Here is a 17,089-nt window from a genome sequence, read left to right as displayed (position 1 = left end):
GTCGGCCGCCGGGCGGTCCGGCCGCGGGTCGGGCGCCCCGACGGGACCGGCCAGCGCGCCGAGACCGGCGGTCGGGCGGGGCGCGCCGCCCCCGCCGGAGACCACCACCCCGGAGACCACGCCGGGGGCGTTACCGGGGCCGTTGTCGGCGGTGTCGGCGGCATCGGTGGCGTCGCCGAGGCCCTGCGGATCGCAGCCCAGGTGCGGCAGCTCGCGGACCGGCACGGCCGGTGCCCACTGCTCGTACAGGTCCTTCAGCGCGGCCTGCTGCTGCCCGGACAGCGCCCCGAGCCAGGGGTCGGGGGTGCCGGTGGGCAGCAGCCGGTTGGCGACGACCGACTCCACCCGGCAGCCGTGGAGGGCGAGCCCGGCGCGGGCGGTGCGCAGCGCGCGGTCGGCGAGCGGCCCGGGCTCCACCACCACCCGTACGGTCGTGGCCTCCGACTCCAGGACGCCCTGGACGGCGGCCAGCTCGTGCTCCCAGCGCTCGGCCAGCTCGTACAGCTTCTGCGCGGGCATCGGCATCCCGGCCAGCTGCGCCAGCATCGGCCGCAGCGCGCGGGCCGCCTGCCGCTCGGCGGGCAGCAGCCGCCGCAGGTAGCGGCGCAGCTGTTCGGGCAGGGCGAGCAGGGCGACGGTCTCCGGCGCGGGCGGCAGGTCGACCACGAGGACGTCCCAGCCGGTGCCGGGCGGGGCGGTCTGCGCGGCGCGCAGCGCGCGCAGCAGCGCGACCGACTCCACACCGGGGAGCGCGGTCAGCTCCTCGCCGTCCAGCGGGGTCGAGCCCAGCATGTCGAGCATGCCGCGGCCGCGGTCCTGGAGGACGGTCAGCTCGTCGCGGAACCACTCCTCGGTCACGACCCGCGCGGCCCACAGCCCGGGGGTCAGCGCGACGGGTACGGACCACGGCAGCCGGTCGGCGCTGCGCCCGGGCGCGCCGCGCAGCGGGCCGATGCCGAGCAGTGCCTCGGGCGTGCCGTCCCGGTCCGCGGTGAGCAGCAGGGTGCGCTGTCCCTCGCGGGCGGCGGCGAGGGCGGTCGCGGCGGCCACGGTGGTGCGGCCCGCGCCGCCCGTACCGGTGACGAGGACCGTACGCATGAAGAGAGCCTCCGGCAGGGTGGTACGTAGGTGTGCGGTGCGGCTCCCGGTGGCCGCCCCCGCCGGAGCGTACCCCGCCACCGGCCCGCGCCCGGCCCGATGGCGGGCGCGCGCCGATGGAAGGCTAGGCCGCCTCGACGCGCTTCTTCAGGCCCGCGAGCGCCCGGTCGATGATGACCTTCTCGGCCTTGCGCTTGATCATGCCGAGCATGGGGATCTTGACGTCGACGGTGAGCTGGTACGTCACCTCGGTGCTCTTGCCGCCGTCCAGCGGGGCCAGCCGGTAGGAGCCGTCGAGGGTGCGCAGCATCTGGGACTTGAGCAGGGACCAGCTGACCTGGTCGCCGCTCCAGGTGTACTGGAGCGTGTAGTCGTCCTTGATGGCCCCGGCGTCGAGCACCATCCGCACCTGCTCGCCGCGCCCCTGCCCGTCCTTGGTGAGGATGTCGGCCTCCTTCACCTCACCGGACCACTCCGGGTAACGGTCGAAGTCGGCGATCACCTCCATCACGTCGGCCGGGGCCGCCTCGATCGTGATGCTCGAGCTGGTGTGTTCCGCCATCGCCGTGGCTCCTCCGTACCGGTCCGCCGCATGGGGTGTCTGCCGGTGAAGGCTATCGCGGGTGGGTCACCACTCCAGGGTCCAGGGGGTCCCGGAGGAGGCGAAGTGTCCGACGTTGACGCATTCGGTGGCGCCGATCCGCATGCGGCGGGCGAGCGGCTGATGGACATGGCCGAACAGCGAATAGCGGGGCCGGAGGGTGTGGATCGCGTCCAGCAGCGCCTCGCTGCCGCGCTCGAAGCGGCGGGCGACGGTGTCGTAGCAGAGGTCCGGCACCTCGGGCGGGATGTGGGTGCACAGCACGTCCACCTCGCCGCGGCCGCCGAGTGCCGCGATCTTCTCGGCGTACGCCTCGTCGTCGATCTCGTACGGGGTGCGCATCGGGGTGCGCAAGCCCCCGCCGACGAAGCCGAAGACGAGACCGCCGATCTCGACCCGCTCGCCGTCGAGGATCGTGGTGCCGGATTCGGCGTATTCCGGCCAGAGCGCCGGTATGTCGACATTGCCGTAGGTGGCGTACGTCGGGGCGGGAAAGGCGGCGAACAGTTCGGCGTATTGCCTGCGTACGGCTGACTCGATGGCCGCGTGGCGGTCCATCCCGTCCCACAGCCGGTTGCCCAGCTCGCGGGCCTCCTCGAAGCGGCGGGCGGTGCGGAGTTCGACCAGGCGGTCGGCGTTCTCGACGCCGAAGAGGTCGGGGAAGATGCCGCGGGAGTGGTCTGCGTAGTCCAGGAAGAGGACGAGGTCGCCGAGGCAGATCAGGGCGTCCGCCCCGTCACCCGCCTTCCCCAGATCCTGACTGTTCCCGTGCACGTCACTCACCACGTGGACTCGCATGCGTGTCACCCTAAGACCTGTGACCATCCGTCCGTAAGGTGTTCCGTTCGCACAGTGACCCGCGTCCACCTGCGGTTCCTTCCGGGCCCCGAGGGCGGTCCACTAGTCTGCGGGCAGCATGGAGGCGGTGTGTGACGCATAAAACATCTGTACGGAAACCCCTATCCCGCAGCCATACCGATGGGTAACGTCCGGGCAGTCCAGCACCCCCATTGCCCTGTAGCGGCGCCGGCGCCCACGAGGAGCAGCAGTCTTGCGCGAGTTCAGCCTTCCGGCCCTTTACGAGGTTCCGGCCGACGGCAATCTGACGGACCTCATCCAACGCAACGCGGCGCAGCACCCGGATGTCGCGGTGGTCGGCCGCAAGGTCGCCGGCCGGTGGGAGGACGTCACCGCGGCGGACTTCCTGGCCGAGGTGCGCGCCGCCGCCAAGGGCCTGATCGCGGCCGGGGTGTCGGCGGGCGACCGGGTCGGCCTGATGTCGCGAACCCGCTACGAGTGGACGCTGCTGGACTTCGCCATCTGGAGCGCGGGCGCCATCACCGTGCCGGTGTACGAGACGAGTTCGCCGGAGCAGGTGCAGTGGATCCTCAGCGACTCGGGCGCGGTCGCGGTCCTCGTCGAGACCGGCGTGCACGAGGCGGCAGTGGAATCCGTGCGGGACACCCTGCCCGCGCTGAAGCACGTCTGGCAGATCGAGGACGACGCGATCGGGACGCTGCGGACGCTGGGTTCGGACGTCAAGGACGAGACGGTGGACGAGCGCTCCTCGCTCGCCAATGCGGACTCCCCCGCCACCATCGTCTACACCTCGGGCACCACCGGCCGCCCCAAGGGCTGTGTCCTGTCGCACCGCAGCTTCTTCGCCGAATGCGGCAACGCGGTGGCGCGGCTCAAACCCATCTTCTCCACCGGTGACTCCTCCGTGCTGCTGTTCCTCCCGGAGGCGCACGTCTTCGGGCGATTGGTGGAGATTTGCGCGGTCCTGGCGCCGATCAAACTCGGCCACGTTTCGGACATCAAGACGCTCACGGATGAACTCGCCGCCTTCCGGCCGACCTTGGTGCTGGGCGTGCCGCGCGTCTTCGAGAAGGTCTACAACTCGGCGCGGGCCAAGGCCCAGGCCGAGGGCAAGGGAAAGATCTTCGACAAGGCCGTCGACGCCGCCATCGCCTACAGCAAGGCGCTGGACACCGAGTCCGGGCCGTCCTTCGGACTCCGGCTCAAGCACCGCGTCTTCGACCGGCTGGTCTTCAGCAAGCTGCGCGCCGCCCTCGGCGGCCGCGCCACCCACGCCATCTCCGGCGGCGCCCCGCTGGGCGAGCGGCTCGGCCACTTCTACCGGGGCATCGGCTTCACGGTGCTGGAGGGGTACGGCCTGACCGAGTCCTGCGCGGCCACCACGTTCAACCCGTGGGACCGGCAGAAGATCGGCTCGGTCGGCCAGCCGATGCCGGGCACGGTGGTCCGTATCGCCGACGACGGCGAGGTGATGCTGCACGGGGACCACCTGTTCACGGAGTACTGGAACAACGAGGCGGCGACGGCGGAGGCGCTGGCCGACGGCTGGTTCCACACCGGGGACGTCGGCACCCTCGACGAGGACGGCTACCTCACCATCACCGGCCGCAAGAAGGAGATCATCATCACCGCGGGCGGCAAGAACGTCGCCCCCGCGGTGATCGAGGACCGCATCCGGGCGCACGCCCTGGTCGCCGAGTGCATGGTCGTCGGCGACGGCCGCCCGTTCGTGGGCGCGCTGATCACCCTGGACGAGGAGTTCCTGCCCCGCTGGGCCGCCGAACACGGCAAACCGGACGGTGCGACGGCAGCCGACCTGCGCGAGGACGCCGATCTGCTGGCCGAACTCCAGACGGCCGTGGACGACGGCAACGCGGCGGTCTCGAAGGCGGAGTCGGTGCGGAAGTTCCGGGTGCTGACGCAGCAGTTCACCGAGGACTCGGGGCACGTGACGCCGTCGCTGAAGCTCAAGCGGAACGTGGTGGCGAAGGACTTCGCGACGGAGATCGAGGCGCTGTACGGGGGCTGAGCGCCGCGCTGCTTGTCTTGGACCGGGCCCGGGCTTCCCCGGGCCCGTTGTCGTTACAGCAGCGAACGCAGCCGGTCCGCCAGCAGGTCCCAGCGCCAGCGCTCCTCGACCCAGGCGCGGCCCCGCTCGCCCATCCGGCGGCGCAGCGCCTCGTCCTCCAGCAGGGCCACGATCCGCTCCGCGCTCTGCTCCGCGGAGCCGCCCGGCACCACCCACCCGGTCTCGCCCTCCAGCACCGCGTCCGGCGCGCCGCCGGAGTCCCCGGCGACCACCGGGAGCCCGGTCGCGGACGCCTCCAGGTAGACGATGCCCAGGCCCTCGACGTCCAGCCCGCCCCGCCGCGTACGGCACGGCATGGCGAACACGTCGCCCGCGCCGTAGTGGGCGGGCAGCTCCTCCCACGGCACCGGGCCGGTGAAGCGTACGGATTCGGCCACGCCCGTCGTCTCCGCGAGCCGCCGCAGATCCTTCTCGTACGGCCCGCCGCCCACGATCAGCAGCACCGCGGCCGGCACCCGCTTCAGGATGTGGGGCATCGCCTCGATCAGCGTGTCCTGCCCCTTGCGCGGCACCAGCCGCGATACGCACACCACGACCGGCCGCTCCGCGAGCCCCAGCCGGGCCCGGATCTCGTCCCCGCCCGAGCCGGGGTGGAACGTCTTCTCGTCCACGCCCGGCGGCAGTTGCACCATGCGGGCGGCGGCCTCGGGGGTGAGGGCCTCCGCGATGCGGGAGCGGGTGTACTCGCCGAGGTAGGTGATCGTGTCCGTACGCTCGCCGATCCGGCGCAGCAGCGCGCGGGAGGCAGGGAGCTGGGCCCAGGCCGCCTCGTGCCCGTGCGTGGTCGCCACCGCCCGCTCGGCCCCCGCCTTGCGCAGTGCCGGGGCCATCAGCCCCAGCGGGGCCGCGGCCCCGAACCACACCGAGCCGCATCCGTGCTCGCGCAGCAGTTCGGTGGCGCGGCGGGTGACGCGGGGCGTGGGCAGCAGCATCGTCGTACGGTCGCGGATGACGGGGAACGGCTGCTCGGCGTCGAACCGGGCGGTGGCCTGTTTGCCCTCCTCGCCGTGCTTCCAGGTGGAGGCGTAGACGACGAGGCGCTCCGGGTCGAGGCGGAGGGCGATGTTGTGCAGGAACGCCTGGATGCCGCCGGGGCGGGGCGGGAAGTCGTTCGTCACGAGCAGGGTCTTGTCCATCGTGGCCGACAGTACCGGGTGGGTGCGGCGCGGTGCCTTGTCCCCCACCCCGCCCCTACCCGACCCGGGGCTCCGCCCCGGACCCCGCTCCTCAAACGCCGGAGGGGCTGGAGTGTACGCCCGGCGGGGCTGAACTGGTTGTGGGCAATCGTTCCGCGGAGGGGGCACCTCCCAGCGGTAGCTGGGGGAGGAACGGGTGGGCACACCCCGGCCACCGGCCCGCACCCGGCGACGAAACCCCAGGCGCCACCCGGCGGAGCCGCACCAGCCCCGGGGGCCGGCCCCGGTACGGGGTCCGGGGCGGAGCCCCGGTTTCGGGGAGGGGCGGGGTGGGGGCTAGCCCAGGACGCCCGCCACGTACTTGCGCCACTCCGCCGTGAAGTCCGTCAGGCTGACGTCCAGCACATCGCGCAGGCCCGCCTCCACCGCGCCCTCGCGCCGCGGAGCCGCGCCCACCGCTCGGTACAGGGCGACCAACTTCCCCGTGCCCCAGCGGTCGGCGATCATGCGGCAGGCCAGCCAGCCCTGTTCGTACGCCTCGGAGAGCCGGTCGGGGCGGCTGCCGAAGCGGAAGGCCTCGTCGGGCGGGAGGGCCTTCGGGAGACGGCCGGAAGCGACCGACTCGGAAAGTTCGGGGGCGACTTGGCGCGGGGTGCGCCCGGGGGTGCGGTAGCCGGTCCAGTCGGCGAAGCCCTCGGAGAGCCACAGCGGGGTGGCGGCGGTGGTGGCGGCACGGGTGGCGACGTGGGCCGTCTCATGGGTGACCACGACCTGGCGGCCGAAGTCACCGAGCGCCCGGTACGCATCGGGGTTGACGATCACGCGGTCGGCCGGTGAGGAGTCGCTCGCGCCGCCGACCTCGCCCGTGGTGACGGCCGCGATGCCCCGGTAGCCGCTCGCCGAGGCGCCCAGCAGGGCGGCCATCCGGTCCAGCGAGGCGGGCACCTCGACGACGACGCGCCCGGCCCAGGAGCCGGGCCAGACCCGGTCGAGGGCGGGCACGGCCCGGTCGGCGGTGGCGGCGACACCGCGCAGCAGCCTTCGGTTCTGGCCGACGCCGAGGACGAGGCTGTGCTTGCCGCGGACGACGTCGACCCGGCCCTGGTCCCACAGCTGGTCGACGCCGCGTTTGCCGTCGACCCGGCCGTCGTCGTCGGCGACGAACCACCGGCCGTCGCGCTGCGCGAGCGTCAGGTACTGCGGGGCGACGACGGGGGCGGTGTCGTATCCGGCGAGCCGGTAGCGGAGTTCGACCTGCGCGGCGAGGCGGCGGCCGCTGCCGACGGCGGGCCGGAAGCCGCCGGTGTGCACCAGCCGGTACGTCCAGGAGCGCAGCGGTACGGCGGACAGGCGGCGGAACACCTGCCGCTGCTCGGCCCGGTAACGGGCCGAGCCGCGGTCGACGGTGGCGAGGAAGGCGCCCGCGTCCCTGCCGCGTACCGCCGCGGCCCGCTGGTCGAGCATGCGCTGTACGGCGCGCCCGTCGCGCCCCGCGGGGTCGTCGGGCGGAACGGTCGTGCCGCACCCGGTGAGCGCGGCCAGCGGCAGCGCCCACACCACCGGCAGACAGAGTGCCGTCCGCCATCGCCCCGATCTCCACCGACCCGTCACGCCATAGATCGTACGAGCCGCCGCCGTGCTTCAGCAGATTCTTGCGAGGAACCCCAGGGCTTCGGTCCTGGGAGGAACTGCATCCTCGTGGTCGCGGCGCGGAGCGCTGCGATACCGCTGTGCGTGCTCGGTCGCGAAGCGGCCGGGTGTCGTGTGCGGCGGAGCCGGTGCCGCGTCCCCGCGGTAGCGGGTTCACTCGGTCGAGTGATGAGTGGTGAACATACGGCGGGCAGTCGTACGTCTGTGTAGTTTGCTGATCGTGAAGCTGGTGGTGCAGGTCAGGCTGTTGCCGACGCCCGTGCAGGCGGCGGCGCTGGAGGCGACCCTGCGCGCCTGCAACGAAGCGGCGACCTGGGCCAGCGGCGTGGCGTTCGAGAAGAATGTGACGAGTAATTTCGCGCTGCGCGAGCACACCTACCGTCAGATCAAGGCCCGCTGGGGGCTGGGGGCGCAGGCCGCCCAGCACGTCATCAAGAAGACCTGCGACGCCTACGCGACGCTGCAGGCAGGCCTGAAAGCCGGGAACCTGGGCAGGCCGGGCTCGAAGCGGTACCGAAGGGCGGTGGAGAAGCCGATCGCCTTCCGCCCGCAGGGCGCGCAGCCTTACGACGACCGGATGCTGTCCTGGCAGATCGACCAGCGCCGCATCTCGATCTGGACCACTGCCGGGCGGGTGAAGGACGTGGCATTCACCGCCGCGCCGGAACAACTGGCCACCCTGGCGCTCCACCGGAAGGGCGAGTCCGACCTCGTATGCCGGAACGGCATGTGGTTCCTCAACGCCACCTGCGAAGTGCCGCATCCGCGCCCGGGAGCGCACGCTCCGCACCAAACTACAGAAGAAGAACACCCCATCCGCCAAACGCCGCTTGAAGAAGCGGCAGCGCAAGGAGGCCCGGCGGGCCAGGGACATCAACCACAAGATCGCGAAACATGTGGTGGCCGAGGCAGAACGCACCGGTCGCGGGATCGCTCTGGAAGACCTGACGGGCATCCGTGAGCGGGTACGGCTTCGCAAGCCCCAACGGGCCACCCACTCCAGCTGGTCCTTCGCACAGCTGGGTCAGTTCATCGCGTACAGGGCCCGCAGGGCAGGGGTGCCGGTGGTGCACGTCGATCCGGCGTACGCCTCCCGCACCTGCGCCGAATGCGGCCACATCGACAAAGCGAACCGGATCTCCCAGGCCTGGTTCGTGTGCCGGAACTGCGGGTTCGTTGATCACGCAGACCGGAACAGCTCCCGCAACATCCGCGCGAGAGCGTGGGCATTGTGACGACGCGGGGCGCAGTCAACCGCCCCAGCCCCACTCCCCGAACCGGAGCCTGGGACAGGACGCAAACCCAGCACCACAGCCAGTGGCGCCCGTTGTGCAATCCCGGGACTTCAGTCCTAGGCCGTTGACACGCGGGTGATGGAAAAGATCGGCATCATGCCGACGGGGTCGTAGCGGACCGCCGCGCCGGGGTGGGGCGCGTGGATCACCCGGCCGCCCCCGGCGTACATGGCGACGTGCCCGGCGTCGGAGCGGTAGACGACCAGGTCGCCGGGGCGGGCCTGGGACAGCGGCACGGACTGCCCGGTGTGCGCCTGGGCCTGGGAGGTGCGCGGGATCGCCACCCCGGCCCGGCGGTAGGCCCATTGGGTCAGCCCGGAGCAGTCGAAGGCGGTGGGCCCGGCCTGCCCCCAGGCGTACGGCAGGCCGACCGCGGCCCGCGCCGCGCCGAACGCCGCGGCGGCGCGCGGCGAGGACGGCGGCAGAGCAGGTGTTGCGTAGGAGCCACCGGGGGTCGCGCCCGGCACGGCGTGCGCCCCGTGCCCGTCCCCGGCGCGCGAGGCGCGTGCGTACGCCTCCCACTCCCCCGGCCGCAGCGCGCCCAGCAGCCGTCGCGCGGTGGCCAGCTTGCGCTGCACCTCGCGCTTGTGGCGGGCGACCGCCAGGCGGCTGCGCTCCAGCTTCAGCAGCCGGTCCGCGGCCTCCGCGCGCTGCTGCCGCAGGGTGCGCTGGGCGCGGGCCAGGACCCGCAACTGACCGGCCTGGCGGCTGGTGATGCGGTCCAGCATGACGGCCCGGTCGAGGTAGTGGGCCGGGTCGGAGGAGAGGAGGAGGGCGAGGCCCGGGTCGAAGCCGCCGGTACGGTACTGCCCGCCCGCGATCGCGCCGAGCGCCACCCGCATCCGGTTGACCCGCTCCTGGGCGCGGGCCGCGCGGTCCCGGAGGCGGTCCGTCTCGCGGCGCAGCCGGTGGGCGCGGGTGCCGGCCGCGTTGTAGCGCTCGGTGGCCCGCTCCGCCTGCTCGTAGAGCCGGTCGATCCGGTCGGCGGCGGTGCGGTCCGCGGGGCGGTCCGCCGGGGTGTCGTGGGGTTCGGCCCCGGCCGGGGCGGCCAGCACGGCGCCCGTGGCGGCGGCCGCCGATGCGGCGGTCCAGACGACGGTGGCCCGGACGGGCCGGGGCTTCGAGACGCGGCGAGAGGACGCCATGGGAGCCGCACTCCCTTCCGCGGAGTCGGTGAGGAACTGCGCGCAGACAGTAGCGGCACCACCACCCGGGGTCCAAAGCCGATCGCGGGCACACAAACTGACGCCCCGCCGGAGACCGCAGGTCACCGACGGGGCGGGAGTCGTGGGGAGTTGTCCTGATTCGCCCGAACGGACGTCGTCGTCAGACCCGCACGCCGAACTGGAACGGCATGTTGTCCATCGACTCGAAGCGCACACCGGCACCGGGCTTGGGGGCGTGCAGCACCTGCCCGTTGCCCGCGTACAGGCCTATGTGGTGCAGGTCGCCGTAGAACAGCACCAGGTCGCCGGGCTTGAGCTCGCCGCGGCCGATCTGCGTACCGGCGTTGGCCTGGTCCTGGGAGATGCGCGGCAGCTGGACCCCGGCCTGCTGGTACGCCCAGCCGGTGAGGCCGGAGCAGTCGAAGGAGGACGGTCCGGTGGCGCCCCAGACGTACGGCGAGCCGATCTTGGTCTTGGCGGCGGCCAGCGCGGCGGCGGCACGCTGCGAGTCGGGCACCTCACTGCCCAGGTCGGCGCGGCTGCTGGCGCGGCTGGCGCGCTCCCGCTCCTCCTCCGCCATCTTCGCGCGCTCCTGCTCGGTGAGCGTGTTGAGGAGGTTGCGGGCCTTGGTGAGCTTGCCCTGGATCTGCTTCTTCTTCTCGCCCAGGGCCTTCCGGGTGTCCGCCAGGTCCTGGAGCTTGGTGGACGCCTCCTCGCGCTGCTGCTTGAGCGTGCGCTGCTTGTCGGCGATCTTCCGCAGGGCCTCGGCCTGCTTGCCGCTCACCTGGTCGAGGGTGGACGCCTTGTCGAGGTAGGTATCCGGGTCGGAGGAGAGGATCAGCTGTACGGAGGGGTCGATACCGCCGGTGCGGTACTGGGCGGTGGCCATCGAACCCAGTCCGTCGCGCAGCTTGTTCAGGTCCTGCTGGCCGCGCGCCACGTTGTCCTGGAGGTCGCCGACCTGGCTCTCCAGCTTCTCCTGCTTCTCCTTGGCGCCGTTGTACTTCTCGGTCGCCGCCTCCGCCTCTTCGTAGAGCTTGTCGACCTGCTCCTTGACGTCCTTCTTGTCCTGCTTCGGAGCGGCCTGGGCGGCCTGGGACGTGAGCGCGACGGCGGCTGCGGCGGTCGCCGTGAGTACGGATACCCGAGTGCGGCTCGGCTGCTTGGGTCGACGGTGGGACGCCACGAAGGCGAGCTCCTTCTTCCTCCGGCCGCCTACCAGGGGTTGAAACGCGCCCCCGGCTCCGCGGATACGCCGCGGACTCGGCGGTACCCCCGCTGTCACCCCGGATGGGTGATCAACCGAGCGAAGGTTCGAGCCGACATTAGTGACCCTGCCGTGATCCGTTCAAATCCCGACGACAAAAAAATCGGCCAGGGACGCATCTTTTACAAACATCGCACGGGCAGTGACGGCCAATTGACGCTGTGCTGATGGTTATCGGCCGTCAGGTGCGCGCAAGGCGCTTCAGCAACAGCGCCGATGCCACGGGGCGCGCTCCGGCGCGTGCGACCCCGTCCGCGACCTCGCGGTCGGTCGACACCACGACCACCGGACGGCCCGGCGGCTCGGCCCGTACCAGCTGCCGGATCAGCTCGTCCGCCGTCACCCCGGGCTTGCTGAACAGCACCCGGACGCCGCGCGGCGGCGCCAGCAGCACCGGAGCGGCCAGCTCCGCCCCGTCGAAGACACACGTCATCTCCGCGCCCGTCTGCGCCGCGAGCACCGCGAGCCCGCCCAGCAGCCGCAGCCGCTGCTTCTCCAACGGCATCGTCGGATAGCCGGTCTTGGTGACGTTGTAGCCGTCCACCACCAGATGTGCCTGCGGCAGGGCCAGCAACTGGTCCAGCAGCGCCGGATCCATCTCCGACAGCGCCCTGGTCGCTATGTCCTTCGGCGTCATCTTGCCCGGCTCGACCGCGTCCACCGTGTCCCCCGGGTGCATCGACGCGGGCGGCAGCGCCAGTTCGCGGCGCAGCCCCTGGGCCGCGTCCAGCACCGTGTCCAGCAGCAGCCGCAGCCGCATGTCCTCCACGCTGCGGCCCTCGCGCACCGCCCGCCGGCTCGCCTCCAGCGCGGACTCCGCCTCCGCCAGCCGGGCCCGCAGCCGCCGCGCCTCACCGTCGGCGGCCGCCTGCCGCGTCGCGGCCTCCGACCGCACGGTCTCCAGCTCGCCCTCGACCTTGCGCAGCGCCGCCGCCCCGCGCTTCACATCGCTCTGCGCGCTGCGCAGCTTGCGCTGCACCGCGTCCGTCTCCTTGCGGGCCGCGTCCAGCTCGGCGCGGACCCGGTCGGATTCCTTGCGCGCCGCGGCCCGGGCGGCGGCCAGTTCGTCGCGCAGCCGCTGGAGCTCGCGCTCGGCCTCCTCGCCCGCCCGCTCGGCCGACGCCCGCTGGGCCTCCTCGCCCGCCGCCTCGACGAGCTTCACCCAGCCCGCGGGGCGCAGTACGTACGCCACCGCCGCGACGTCCACCGGATCCGCGGCCGCGGGCGGCGAACCGCCCTCGATGGCCTCGGTCAGCTCCGTCTGGGTCTCGCGCAGCCGCTGTCCGATCCGCTGCCGGAAGACGGGGTCGCTCTCCACCGCGGCGGCCATCGCGTTGCCCGCGAACTTCGCGCGCCGGTTCGGGGTGAAACGGGCGTACTGCCGCAGCTGGGGTGGCAGTTCGGTGACCGTCAGACCACCGAACGCATCCGCGACCAGCGCCACCACGCGCCGCCGCACCCCTTCCGGCAGGGGGCGGTCCAGCGCCTCGGTGACGCCCTCGGCGTCACCGGCCGCCTCGCGGCCGCCCGTCCGGTCCACCACCTTCTCCTCGCTCCGTGTCTCAGGCGCTCGTATTCGCACTCGGACGGTCCACCAGCTCGATCTGGTCGACCGCGTTGCACCAGCGACAACGCACTGACTCAATGGTCTCACTGACCACATCGCGCTCCTCGACCCGAGGCTCCCCCGCCAGGTCCAGGTGGATGAACTCGACGGCCTTCGTCGAACGGGTCACATCGAAACGGGTGAGGTTGCCGCACAGCGTGCAGCGCCAGCGGGTCTCGGCTGTCGGCGTGGGAACGGCCATGGTGTCGGGTCCTCGCTACTCGGCTCATCGGCGTCCTGTAACCCTACGGCCTGAGCCCCGGGCGTTGTCGGGCCCGTACCCCGCCCCCGGGCGGCGGCGAGGCGCTCTGTGCAGGTTGTGCCGGGTACGCGATGATCTGCCCATGATCGAGAAGTCGGCGGAGTCCGGCCGTCCCGTGATGACGTACACCCTCATCGTCACCTGCTGCCTGATCTTCGTCCTCGGACCGGCCTCCGGGCTCGACCCCCGCTACGGCTCCGGCGGAGACCTCCTCCAGGCCCAGACCTCGTACTTCGAGCGCTGGGGAGTCGTCCCCAGCGCCCTGTGGAGCGGCACCCCCGCCGAGCCGCTGACCCCGCTGACCGCGCTCTTCGTCCACGGCAACTGGCTGCATCTCCTCGGCAACATGCTGTTCCTCTACGTCTTCGGGGCGATGACCGAGGAGCGCATGGGGCGTATGCACTTCGCCCTCTTCTACCTCGTCACCGGCTATCTCGCGCTGCTCGGCTACGCCGCCGCCCACGCCTCCTCCCCGCAGACGCTGGTCGGCGCCTCCGGCGCCATTTCCGGCGTTCTCGGCGCCTTTTTATGGCTCTTTCCGCGCGCCCGGGTGACGAGCCTGTTCCCGTTCCTGTTCTTCCTCCCGCTGCGCTTCCCCGCCTGGGCCGTACTGATCTTCTGGGTCACCCTCCAGTGGCTCGCCGCCCGCCAGGCCGACGCCCGCCCCGGAGTGGCCTACCTCGCCCATCTCGTGGGCTTCACCCTGGGTTTTCTCTACGCGTGGGCCCGCTTCGGGCGGCCGGATAGAGTGGGCGGCGCAGCCAGGTCCAGCGAGGGAGAAAGCCAGCCGTGATCACTTCGATCGTGCTCATCAAGACCAGCGTGGACCGGATCCCGGAGATCGCCGAGAAGATCGCCGCGATCGAGGGCGTGAGCGAGGTCTACTCGGTCACCGGGGCGCACGATCTGATCGCCATGGTGCGGGTGGCCCAGCACGACGACCTCGCGGACATCATCCCGGGCCAGATCTCCAAGGTCCCCGGCGTGGCCTCCACCGAGACCCACATCGCGTTCCGCACCTACTCCCAGCACGACCTGGAAGCCGCGTTCGCCATCGGTCTCGACAGCTGACTAGCGGGCGGGGACGCAGCGGCCGTCCTCCGTGCGGTAGTCCCACTTCGCGCCGTCCCGGACCAGCTCCTTCACCGCCCGGACGAAGCGCTCCACATGCTCGTCCGGGGTGCCCGCGCCGAAGCTGACGCGGATCGCGTTCAGGGAGCGCTCCCCCGGGGCGGCCTCGGGCGCGCCGCACTCCCCCTGGTCGCCGGGCTCGCTGCCCAGCAGGGTCCGCACCAGCGGATGCGCGCAGAACAGCCCGTCCCGTACGCCGATGCCGTACTCCGCGGACAGCGCCGCCGCGAAGTGCGAGCTGTTCCAGCCCTCCACCACGAACGACAGCACCCCCACGCGCGGCGCGTCGTCGCCGAACAGCGACAGCAGCCGCACCTCGGGCACCTCCGCCAGCCCCTCCCGCACGGTCGCGATCAGCTGCCGCTCCCGCGCCACCAGGCCGTCGAACCCGGCCTCGGACAGCGCCCTGCACGCCGAGGCGATCGCGTACACGCCGATCACGTTCGGCGAACCGGCCTCGTGCCGCGCCGCGGTGGTGTGCCACTCGACGTCCACCCCGCCGTCGTCCCGCCGCGCGACCTTGCGGCTCGCGCCGCCGCCCGCCAGATACGGCCGCGCCTCGCGCAGCCAGTCGGCCCGGCCCGCCAGGACGCCCGCCCCGAACGGCGCGTACAGCTTGTGCCCCGAGAACGCCACCCAGTCCACGTCCGCCTCCGCGATGTCCACCGGGTGGTGCGGGGCCAGCTGCGCGGCGTCCAGCACGATACGGGCGCCCCGCGCGTGCGCCGCCGCGGCCAGCTCCCGCACCGGCCACAGCTCGCCCGTCACGTTCGACGCACCCGTCACGCACACCAGCGCCGGGCCTCCGTCCCGCCCCGCCAGCGCCTTCTCCAGCGTCTCCACGGCCTCCCGCGACGAGCGCGGCGCGCTCAGGTAGGTCACCCGGGTGTCCTCCCGCTGCTCCCACGGCAGCAGCGAGGCGTGGTGCTCGGTCTCGAACACGAACACCTCCGTGCCGGTGGGCAGCGCGGCGGCCAGCAGGTTGAGCGAGTCGGTGGTCGAGCGGGTGAAGACCACCTGGTCGTCCTCCCGGCACCCCAGAAACGCCGCCACGTCCTTGCGGCTCGTCTCGAAGAGGTCCGTCGACAGCTGCGACAGGTACCCCGCGCCGCGGTGGACGCTGCCGTAGTACGGGGCGTAGGCGGCGACGTCGTCCCACACCCGCCGCAGGGCGGGCGCGCTGGCCGCGTAGTCGAGGGCTGCGTAGGTCACCTCACCGCCGGTGACCAGGGGCACGGTGACGTCACTGCCGAGGACGGCGAGCGGGGCGGAGGTCTCGACAGCAGAAGGGCACACGGACATGGCGAATTCTCCCGATGGGGTTGCGAGCATGCGGAAACTCGCTCAACGCACGGTGCACGGTGGGCTCCGCGCGGAGCAGGGGGAAAACGGGGCGCTGCGGCCCTAGCGCATTCGCTGCGTCACGGAAGAACTCCCTCGACCACCAGGACCCCTAGTGCGAGGGGTCCGCGCTTGCCGCACGCCTCGCTGCGGGCGGCCTGGTCATCACCCGGGGCACCCCGCCACGGACGGAGGGTTGCCGGACAGCGGGCCGGGGCCGAAGTCGCTGTCGCTCGTGACCTGGGGGGATTATGCCACGCCGCTGCGCGGTGGCCACCGCGCGTCCGCATGCTGGACGATCCCCCACCCCGCCCCTTCCCGAAACCGGGGCTCCGCCCCGGACCTCGCTCCTCAAACGCCGGAGGGGCTGGGTTGTACGCCCGGAGGGGCTGGGGCGGGGCGCCCGCCGCTACGCGTTGCTCGCCCGGACCCAGCGTTCCAGGGACTCCCTCGCCGCGCCCGAGTCGATCGAGGCGGCGGCTCGGGTGACGCCCGCGGCGATGCGGGCCGGGAGCGGGGTGCCCACCGGCTCGGCGTCCCAGTCGAGGGTCGCCAGCGCGGCGGCCGAGTTCAGGAGGACCGCGTCGCGGACCGGGCCCGTCTCGCCCGCCAGCAGGCGGCGGGCCACGTCCGCGTTGTGGGAGGCGTCGGCGCCTCGCAGCGCCTCCACCGGGGCCAGGTCGAAGCCGATGTCGCGCGGGTCGAACGTCTCCCGGCGGACCGTGCCGTCCCGCACCACCCACACCTGGGAGGTCGCGGTGACGGTCAGCTCGTCCAGGCCGTCGTCGCCCCGGAAGACCAGCGCCGAGGAGCCGCGCTCGGCCAGCACCCCGGCCATGATCGGCGCCATTCGGGCGTCGGCGACGCCCGTGACCTGGCAGCGGACCCGGGCCGGGTTGGTGAGCGGGCCGAGGAAGTTGAACGGGGTGGCGATGCCCAGCTCGCGGCGGGCCGCCGCGACGTGCCGCAGCGACGGGTGGAACTTGACCGCGAAGCACATGGTGATGCCCGCTTCCTCGGCGATCTCGGCCACCCGCGCCGGGCTCAGATCCAGGTTGACGCCGAGCTTCTCCAGGACGTCGGAGGCGCCGCTCGCGGAGGACGAGGCGCGGTTGCCGTGCTTGACCACGCGCGCGCCCGCCCCGGCCGCCACGAGGGCGGACATCGTCGAGATGTTGACAGTCTTGGCGCGGTCGCCACCCGTGCCGACGATGTCGACGGTCGGCCCGGGCACCTCGATCGTCTTGGCGTGCCCGTACATCGCGCGGACGAGGCCGGACAGCTCGGCGACAGTCTCGCCCTTGGCCCGCAGCGCGACCGCGAACCCGGCGATCTGTGCGTCGGTGGCCTCGCCGCGCATGATGCGGTCCATGGCCCAGGCGGTGTCGTCGGCGCCGAGGTCCCGGCCGTCGAGGAGGGAGCTGAGCACGTCCGGCCAGGTGCGGGCCGTCGCGGTGCTGTCGCCTCCGGCTGGGGTCACAACGTCCATGGTCCGCTCCTGAGTGTCTCATGGCTCGATCAGCGCTCGATCAGGCCAAGCCTATCGGCGCGGAAGACGTTCATATCCACGACCAGGGCCCCGGCCCGGACGGTGAGGTCCGGGCCGGGGCCCTGGTCTGTGGCGTCAG

Annotated in this window: 14 protein-coding genes, 1 pseudogene and 1 riboswitch; of the genes and pseudogenes, 4 read left to right on the top strand and 11 right to left on the bottom strand. The window is 72.6% G+C overall.

The genetic code is table 11. The annotated features are described in order from the left end of the window. The 3 genes from EEJ42_RS16610 to EEJ42_RS16600 form a co-directional block, all read right to left on the bottom strand. A partial coding sequence (locus tag EEJ42_RS16610; protein WP_148081980.1) for an ArsA family ATPase occupies positions 1 to 1,098 on the bottom strand: 1,098 nt, incomplete at its 3' end. A gap of 124 nt (positions 1,099 to 1,222) precedes the next feature. After that, a complete protein-coding gene (locus EEJ42_RS16605) occupies positions 1,223 to 1,660 on the bottom strand; it encodes an SRPBCC family protein (protein ID WP_123100701.1) in 438 nt (145 codons plus the stop codon). A 66-nt stretch (positions 1,661 to 1,726) separates the two neighbouring features. Continuing rightward, on the bottom strand, positions 1,727 to 2,497 hold the full coding sequence (locus EEJ42_RS16600; RefSeq protein ID WP_123100700.1) for a metallophosphoesterase family protein: 771 nt from the start codon (positions 2,495 to 2,497) through the stop codon (positions 1,727 to 1,729). A 253-nt stretch (positions 2,498 to 2,750) separates the two neighbouring features. On the opposite strand from EEJ42_RS16600, the gene EEJ42_RS16595 reads away from it, so the two are divergent. Continuing rightward, positions 2,751 to 4,547 carry an AMP-dependent synthetase/ligase gene (locus EEJ42_RS16595; protein WP_123100699.1) on the top strand — a complete coding sequence of 599 codons (1,797 nt, stop codon included), beginning with the start codon at positions 2,751 to 2,753 and terminating at the stop codon, positions 4,545 to 4,547. A gap of 53 nt (positions 4,548 to 4,600) precedes the next feature. On the opposite strand, the gene EEJ42_RS16590 is transcribed toward EEJ42_RS16595, so the two are convergent. Then, a complete protein-coding gene (locus tag EEJ42_RS16590) occupies positions 4,601 to 5,743 on the bottom strand; it encodes a glycosyltransferase family 4 protein (protein WP_123100698.1) in 1,143 nt (380 codons plus the stop codon). Between the two features lie 336 nt (positions 5,744 to 6,079). Next, positions 6,080 to 7,354, bottom strand: a complete 1,275-nt coding sequence (locus EEJ42_RS16580) for a hypothetical protein (protein WP_425472918.1) — start codon at positions 7,352 to 7,354, stop codon at positions 6,080 to 6,082. 259 nt (positions 7,355 to 7,613) lie between these two features. Here EEJ42_RS16580 and EEJ42_RS16575 point away from each other — a divergent pair. Beyond that, positions 7,614 to 8,748 (top strand): annotated as a pseudogene (locus EEJ42_RS16575) (RNA-guided endonuclease InsQ/TnpB family protein). Here the strand turns inward: EEJ42_RS16575 and EEJ42_RS16570 are convergent. The 4 genes from EEJ42_RS16570 to EEJ42_RS16555 all read right to left on the bottom strand — a co-directional run bounded on the left by EEJ42_RS16570 (position 8,745) and on the right by EEJ42_RS16555 (position 12,929). Next, positions 8,745 to 9,833: a C40 family peptidase gene (locus EEJ42_RS16570; RefSeq protein WP_123100696.1), complete on the bottom strand. Its 1,089-nt coding sequence runs from the start codon at positions 9,831 to 9,833 to the stop codon at positions 8,745 to 8,747. The pseudogene EEJ42_RS16575 and the gene EEJ42_RS16570 overlap by 4 nt on opposite strands. Before the next feature lie 181 nt (positions 9,834 to 10,014). Next, a complete protein-coding gene (locus EEJ42_RS16565; RefSeq protein WP_123100695.1) occupies positions 10,015 to 11,040 on the bottom strand; it encodes a C40 family peptidase in 1,026 nt (341 codons plus the stop codon). Between the two features lie 262 nt (positions 11,041 to 11,302). Continuing rightward, positions 11,303 to 12,664 (bottom strand): NYN domain-containing protein, encoded by a 1,362-nt coding sequence (locus EEJ42_RS16560; protein WP_123100694.1) that lies wholly within the window; start codon positions 12,662 to 12,664, stop codon positions 11,303 to 11,305. A 19-nt stretch (positions 12,665 to 12,683) separates the two neighbouring features. Then, complete coding sequence (locus EEJ42_RS16555; RefSeq protein WP_123100693.1) at positions 12,684 to 12,929, bottom strand: hypothetical protein; 246 nt, start codon at positions 12,927 to 12,929, stop codon at positions 12,684 to 12,686. A gap of 142 nt (positions 12,930 to 13,071) precedes the next feature. On the opposite strand from EEJ42_RS16555, the gene EEJ42_RS16550 reads away from it, so the two are divergent. Next, positions 13,072 to 13,782: a rhomboid family intramembrane serine protease gene (locus tag EEJ42_RS16550; RefSeq protein WP_184503123.1), complete on the top strand. Its 711-nt coding sequence runs from the start codon at positions 13,072 to 13,074 to the stop codon at positions 13,780 to 13,782. Continuing rightward, complete coding sequence (locus EEJ42_RS16545; protein ID WP_123100692.1) at positions 13,779 to 14,060, top strand: Lrp/AsnC family transcriptional regulator; 282 nt, start codon at positions 13,779 to 13,781, stop codon at positions 14,058 to 14,060. The genes EEJ42_RS16550 and EEJ42_RS16545 overlap by 4 nt, the downstream gene beginning before the upstream one ends. Here EEJ42_RS16545 and EEJ42_RS16540 read toward each other — a convergent pair whose 3' ends face one another. Together EEJ42_RS16540 and trpD are read right to left on the bottom strand one after the other, a co-directional pair. Continuing rightward, positions 14,061 to 15,422, bottom strand: coding sequence for an aminotransferase class V-fold PLP-dependent enzyme (locus EEJ42_RS16540; protein WP_123100691.1), 1,362 nt, complete (start codon positions 15,420 to 15,422; stop codon positions 14,061 to 14,063). Between the two features lie 162 nt (positions 15,423 to 15,584). After that, a riboswitch (SAM riboswitch) is annotated at positions 15,585 to 15,702 on the bottom strand. Positions 15,703 to 15,870: 168 nt separating this feature from the next. Next, positions 15,871 to 16,950 (bottom strand): anthranilate phosphoribosyltransferase, encoded by a 1,080-nt coding sequence (trpD, locus tag EEJ42_RS16535; protein ID WP_123100690.1) that lies wholly within the window; start codon positions 16,948 to 16,950, stop codon positions 15,871 to 15,873. Positions 16,951 to 17,089: the final 139 nt, after the last annotated feature.

The organism is Streptomyces botrytidirepellens, assembly GCF_003721215.1.
GTDB lineage: Bacteria > Actinomycetota > Actinomycetes > Streptomycetales > Streptomycetaceae > Streptomyces > Streptomyces himastatinicus.
The sequence above is the reverse complement of the archived record's forward strand: the minus strand, read 5'-3'. Positions and strand labels throughout refer to the sequence as shown.

Bases quoted from the DNA above. Each gene is read 5' to 3' on its own strand.
- trpD (WP_123100690.1), bottom strand. From the start codon at position 16,950: ATGGACGTTGTGACCCCAGCCGGAGGCGACAGCACCGCGACGGCCCGC.
- EEJ42_RS16570 (WP_123100696.1), bottom strand. From the start codon at position 9,833: ATGGCGTCCTCTCGCCGCGTCTCGAAGCCCCGGCCCGTCCGGGCCACC.
- EEJ42_RS16555 (WP_123100693.1), bottom strand. From the start codon at position 12,929: ATGGCCGTTCCCACGCCGACAGCCGAGACCCGCTGGCGCTGCACGCTG.
- EEJ42_RS16605 (WP_123100701.1), bottom strand. From the start codon at position 1,660: ATGGCGGAACACACCAGCTCGAGCATCACGATCGAGGCGGCCCCGGCC.
- EEJ42_RS16590 (WP_123100698.1), bottom strand. From the start codon at position 5,743: ATGGACAAGACCCTGCTCGTGACGAACGACTTCCCGCCCCGCCCCGGC.
- EEJ42_RS16540 (WP_123100691.1), bottom strand. From the start codon at position 15,422: ATGTCCGTGTGCCCTTCTGCTGTCGAGACCTCCGCCCCGCTCGCCGTC.
- EEJ42_RS16600 (WP_123100700.1), bottom strand. From the start codon at position 2,497: ATGCGAGTCCACGTGGTGAGTGACGTGCACGGGAACAGTCAGGATCTG.
- EEJ42_RS16550 (WP_184503123.1), top strand. From the start codon at position 13,072: ATGATCGAGAAGTCGGCGGAGTCCGGCCGTCCCGTGATGACGTACACC.